Origin of the sequence: uncultured Clostridium sp. (assembly GCF_937920395.1) — a bacterium.
Lineage (GTDB): Bacteria > Bacillota > Clostridia > Clostridiales > Clostridiaceae > Clostridium_AD.
On sequence record NZ_CALEVF010000309.1, the window covers coordinates 1 to 4,686 of the forward strand.

General features: G+C 30.9%; 6 protein-coding genes. 5 read left to right on the forward strand and 1 reads right to left on the reverse strand.

The features are described from left to right. The first annotated feature begins 65 nt into the window (after nucleotides 1–65). Nucleotides 66–1,106 carry a cobalt transporter CbiM gene (gene cbiM, locus Q0649_RS19370; RefSeq protein WP_298845777.1) on the forward strand — a complete coding sequence of 347 codons (1,041 nt, stop codon included), beginning with the start codon at nucleotides 66–68 and terminating at the stop codon, nucleotides 1,104–1,106. 64 nt (nucleotides 1,107–1,170) lie between these two features. Here cbiM and Q0649_RS19375 read toward each other — a convergent pair whose 3' ends face one another. Continuing rightward, nucleotides 1,171–2,076 (reverse strand): metal ABC transporter substrate-binding protein, encoded by a 906-nt coding sequence (locus Q0649_RS19375; RefSeq protein ID WP_298845779.1) that lies wholly within the window; start codon nucleotides 2,074–2,076, stop codon nucleotides 1,171–1,173. Nucleotides 2,077–2,238: 162 nt separating this feature from the next. On the opposite strand from Q0649_RS19375, the gene Q0649_RS19380 reads away from it, so the two are divergent. The 4 genes from Q0649_RS19380 to Q0649_RS19395 form a co-directional block, all read left to right on the forward strand. Continuing rightward, the gene (locus Q0649_RS19380) at nucleotides 2,239–2,922 is read left to right on the forward strand and encodes a metal ABC transporter ATP-binding protein (RefSeq protein WP_298845781.1); all 684 of its coding nucleotides are present in this window, start codon (nucleotides 2,239–2,241) and stop codon (nucleotides 2,920–2,922) included. Then, nucleotides 2,909–3,724 (forward strand): metal ABC transporter permease, encoded by an 816-nt coding sequence (locus tag Q0649_RS19385; RefSeq protein WP_298845783.1) that lies wholly within the window; start codon nucleotides 2,909–2,911, stop codon nucleotides 3,722–3,724. The genes Q0649_RS19380 and Q0649_RS19385 overlap by 14 nt, the downstream gene beginning before the upstream one ends. Nucleotides 3,725–3,913: 189 nt before the next feature. Further along, on the forward strand, nucleotides 3,914–4,366 hold the full coding sequence (locus Q0649_RS19390) for a DUF134 domain-containing protein (RefSeq protein WP_298845785.1): 453 nt from the start codon (nucleotides 3,914–3,916) through the stop codon (nucleotides 4,364–4,366). A 96-nt stretch (nucleotides 4,367–4,462) separates the two neighbouring features. Further along, nucleotides 4,463–4,686, forward strand: a 224-nt coding sequence (locus Q0649_RS19395) for a P-loop NTPase (protein ID WP_298845787.1), incomplete at its 3' end; no start/stop codon positions are given.

Consider the following 4,686-nt stretch of genomic DNA (forward strand, 5'->3'; position numbering starts at 1 on the left):
TTCGTGGTTAGTATGACTGAATTATTATCAATGCTTACAACTACATTATACGAGGAGGGGATATTATGCACATACCAGATGGATATTTAAGTCCACAAACATGCGCAGTATTAGGTGCTTTAGCAGTTCCTATAATAGGTATTGCAGCAGTAAAGTTAAAGAAAACATTAAAGGATAAGCAAGTTCCGTTACTTGCAATTGGAGCAGCTTTCTCATTTACAATTATGATGTATAATGTGCCAATTCCTGATGGAACTACGGCGCATGCAGTTGGTGCTTCAATTTTGGCAATAATTCTGGGTCCTTGGGCTGCTGTAGTTGGTGTTAGTATTGCACTCATAATTCAATCGTTTTTCTTTGGCGATGGTGGGATTCTTACACTTGGAGCTAATATATTTAACATGGCATTTGTAATGCCGTTTGTAAGTTATTATTTATATAGGTTAATATCAGGCAATTCACAGATTTCTTCAAAGCGTAGATTTATTGGTTCGATTATAGCAGGATATGTAGCAATTAATATTGGAGCATTATGCGTCGCAATAGAGCTTGGCATTCAACCATTATTATTTCACACGCTTAATGGAACACCGTTGTATGCACCATATACTCTAATGCAAACTGTTCCAGCAATAATGTTTGCTCATCTTACTTTGGCTGGACCGGTGGAGGGAATTGTAACGGGACTTGTTGTGAAATATTTACAAAAATCGAATCCTGACATGCTCCAGATTTATCCACCAAAGAAATTAGCAAATGAAAGATTTCAAGTTATAGGTAGTATAAAGAAATATTGGTATGCGTTAATAATATTAATTATATTTGCTCCTATTGGACTATTAGCTAAAGGTACTGCTTTTGGTGAGTGGTCAGGTGACGATTTAAAATTAAAGCTGGGATTTATTCCAGCGGGTATGACAAAACTTGGCGATAAATGGAACTCATTGTTACCAGGTTATTCTATACCTGGGGTTGAAAGTACTTTCTTTAGGTCATCGTTAGGGCATATTTTTTGTGCAATTGTTGCATTAGCAATAATACTTACAATAACTGGAATTATAAGCTTCCTTCAAAAAAGAAAAAATACTACTAACAATATCAGTTAGTAGTATTTTTTCTGTGTAAGATGCCACGTGCCACGTGGGTGGCACATATTTATTTGTTATCTATTTATTTTAAGCTATTATATATCATATCTAAATTTTCTTTCATGCATGTTAGATAATCTTTATTATCTTCTTTACTCTCTATGGTGTGTATTTTTTCAACTTTAGCTCCAACTTCATTAGCTAGAGCATCTGAGACCTTAGTACTTACCATATCCTCAACAAATATAGTCTTAATTTTATTCTTTTTACAATAATCTGTTAGTTCTTTTAATTTTTTAGCACTGGGTTCACCCTCTGCGAAAACATCTTCTACACTGTTTTGTTTTAGTCCGAAGTCTCTGCAAAGATATGCAAAAGCAGCATGGCCGGTTACGAAGTTTTTGTTGGTAACAGTTTTAAATTTTTTGTTATATTCATTGTAAAGAGTATCAAGCTTTAAAGCGAAATCATTATAATTTTTTTCATAATAAGATTTATTAGGTGAGTCTGCTTTTACTAAAGCATCCCTTACGTTTTTAGCTTGATTTTTTGCACCTTTTAAACTAATCCATAAATGGGGATCATATTGAGCATTTTCAGATTTTTCTGTATTACCTATTGGAGTTGAGCCTTTTGAAGCATCAACTGTTATTAAGTTTTTATTATCTACAGATTCTAAAACCTTATCAACCCAAGATTCCATACCAAAACCATTATATACAAATATTTTAGCATTAGTTAAGCTTTCAAAATCCTTAGCCTTAGGTTCAAAATCATGGGGTTCGGTGCCGTTAGGTATCATAGTTACTATATCAACCTTATCTTTACCTATGGCAGTAGTAATTTCTCGCATTGCATTAAATGAAACTACAACTTTTACTTTGTTTTGAGACTTTAGATTACTAGTTTCAACTTTCTTACTACCACAGGCTGTGAAGGTTAGTATCGTACAAATAAGTAAAATGAATATTGACATTTTTTTAAACATTTTTATCGCTCCTTAAAATTTTTACTTGCAAACCATTTGCATTATCACTTATAATATAAGTATAAATGTCACTTTTGTCAATGGCAGTAGCTTTGATTATTTCAAAACTAGTATATTAATACTTCAATAAAGTGACAAAATTATATAAACTGGAGGACAACTATGATTCAAATTAACAATTTATTTTTTTCTTATACAAGCGGTGCACCCTATATTCTTAATGATATTAGTTTAACTATAAATAGCGGAGAATACCTATCTATATTAGGGGATAATGGTTCGGGTAAAAGTACTCTTGTAAAATTAATATTAAATTTTTTATCACCTACTAAGGGTACTATAGTAAATACTGATAAGAATATTGGCTATGTTCCTCAAAAGTCTGATTTTCTAAACTCACAATTTCCTATTACTGTATACGAGATGCTTAATTGCTATAGAAAAGTATTAAAAATCAAAGATAAGAATTTGGTAACTAGGCGATTAGAAGCTATTAATATGCTTGAGTTTAAGGATTCACTAATAGGAACACTATCGGGTGGTCAATGTCAAAAGATCTTTATAGTACGTGCACTACTAGGAGATCCTGATTTATTAATTTTAGACGAACCCTCAACAGGAATCGATGTAACCAGCCAGAAAGATATTTATAACTTAATTAAAGACTTGAATAGGAATAATAAGATAACCGTTATTGCTATTGAACATAATCTTAATGCTGCTATTAATAATTCTTCTCTTATTTATCATCTATCAAAAGGAAAGGGCCATTTATGCACGCCTGATATCTATATTAAAGAATATTTAAAAGCGAACAAAGAGGAGGAATTTAATGTTTCAGTATAGTTTTATGCAAAATGCTTTTATGATTTCCATTTTAATTTCAATACTTTGTCCATGTATTGGTTTTTTTCTAGTACTAAGAAGGTACTCAATGATTGGTGATACGCTGGCCCATGCTTCTCTTGCAGGAATTGCAATTGGACTTTTATTTAACGGAAACCCAATAATAAGTTCATTCATATTTACATCATTTTGTGGACTTTTAATTGAATTTTTAAGAGATTATTTTAAAAAATATGCTGAGTTAATACTTGTTGTAGTTCTTTCTTTAAGTGTCGGGATTGCTATTACTATCATGAGCTCTGGAGAATTACATGCAAATGTGAATTCATTCCTATTTGGAAGTGTATTAACTGTAACAAGAGACGATTTATATGCAGTATTAGTTTTAAGTATTATATCGATTGTAACTTTAATAATATTATATAATAAACTTGTTATTATAGCCTTTGATGAAGAAGCTGCAAAAATGGGTAGAATAAATGTTAAATTAATCAATTACATATTTGCTATATTGGTTGCTGCTACAATATCTGTTTCTATGAGAATTGTTGGGGTACTTGTTTTAAGCTCAATGATTGCTTTGCCTGTAGCTACAGCAATGCAACTAGGCAAAGGGTTTAAATCAACTCTTTTATACTCAATCTTATTTAGTGTTATAGATATACTCTTGTCATTATTTATTTCTTATTATATGAATTGTGCGCCTGGCGGCATAACTGCATTGATTTCAGTTCTATTACTTGCAATAGTTATATTAATAAAAAATATAAAGTTATTATCATTTAAAAAACGCTATAATTAGTTTTTTTAGAAATGAAAGAAAAAATCCAGAGATTTTCTGAATTTGTCTAAGTAAATATATAAAAAGTCTGGTTTATTTAAATAGTGTTATTTGACATTGAAGTTAATCAGTTGTAAAATTTTATTAGCATATGCCACTGAAAATAGAATTTTGAATTTTAAAAGTATATGAAAAGTGAGGAAAATATTGATGGCAAGACCAGTGAAAAATAGAAGAGTAGAGAATTTACCCGAGTATACATACTTTGTACCAGCAGGAAGACGAAAATGTGAAATTGAAGAAATACTCATAAAAGTTGAAGAGTTTGAAGCCATGAGGCTTAAGGATGTTGAAGATTTAAATCAGGAAGAATGTGCAAAGAAAATGCTTGTTTCAAGGCAAACTTTTCAGAATATAATTGATAGTGCAAGGAAGAAGATTGCTATAGCTTTAATAGAGGGGAAAGCAATAAATATAAGTGGTGGAAATTACACGAGAAATGTGTGTAAATTTAAATGTTTATCTTGCGAGAATACTTATGAAATAAAATATGAAGAAGATAGAAAAATTTGCCCAGCATGTGGATCGGAGCAAGTTACTTGTAATAAACGAAGCAGCTTTTGTCAGAGGCAATGTAACAAACACAATCTTTCTGATAAGTAGTTTTATAATAAAAACATTATTGGCATTTGACAATAATAAATAATAGTATTACAATGTAAATGGCATATGACAAATAAAAGAAAGAGGCGATTATGTATGGCTGAGTGTGAAAGTTGTCCATCAAATGGTGAATGTGAGAATAAAGATACATGTGGTATAGAAAATAATCCATTAAATAAAGTTAAAAATATTATTGGAGTCATGAGTGGAAAAGGTGGTGTAGGTAAATCAACAATATCTGTTCTTATTGCGCATGAACTTAATAAAAAAGGATATAAAGTTGGACTTATGGATTCAGATATTACAGGGCCAAGTATACC

Excerpts from the sequence above, each read along its gene's own strand:
- Q0649_RS19375 (WP_298845779.1), bottom strand. The coding sequence starts at position 2,076 with ATGTTTAAAAAAATGTCAATATTCATTTTACTTATTTGTACGATACTA.
- Q0649_RS19385 (WP_298845783.1), top strand. The coding sequence starts at position 2,909 with ATGTTTCAGTATAGTTTTATGCAAAATGCTTTTATGATTTCCATTTTA.
- Q0649_RS19380 (WP_298845781.1), top strand. The coding sequence starts at position 2,239 with ATGATTCAAATTAACAATTTATTTTTTTCTTATACAAGCGGTGCACCC.
- Q0649_RS19390 (WP_298845785.1), top strand. The coding sequence starts at position 3,914 with ATGGCAAGACCAGTGAAAAATAGAAGAGTAGAGAATTTACCCGAGTAT.
- cbiM (WP_298845777.1), top strand. The coding sequence starts at position 66 with ATGCACATACCAGATGGATATTTAAGTCCACAAACATGCGCAGTATTA.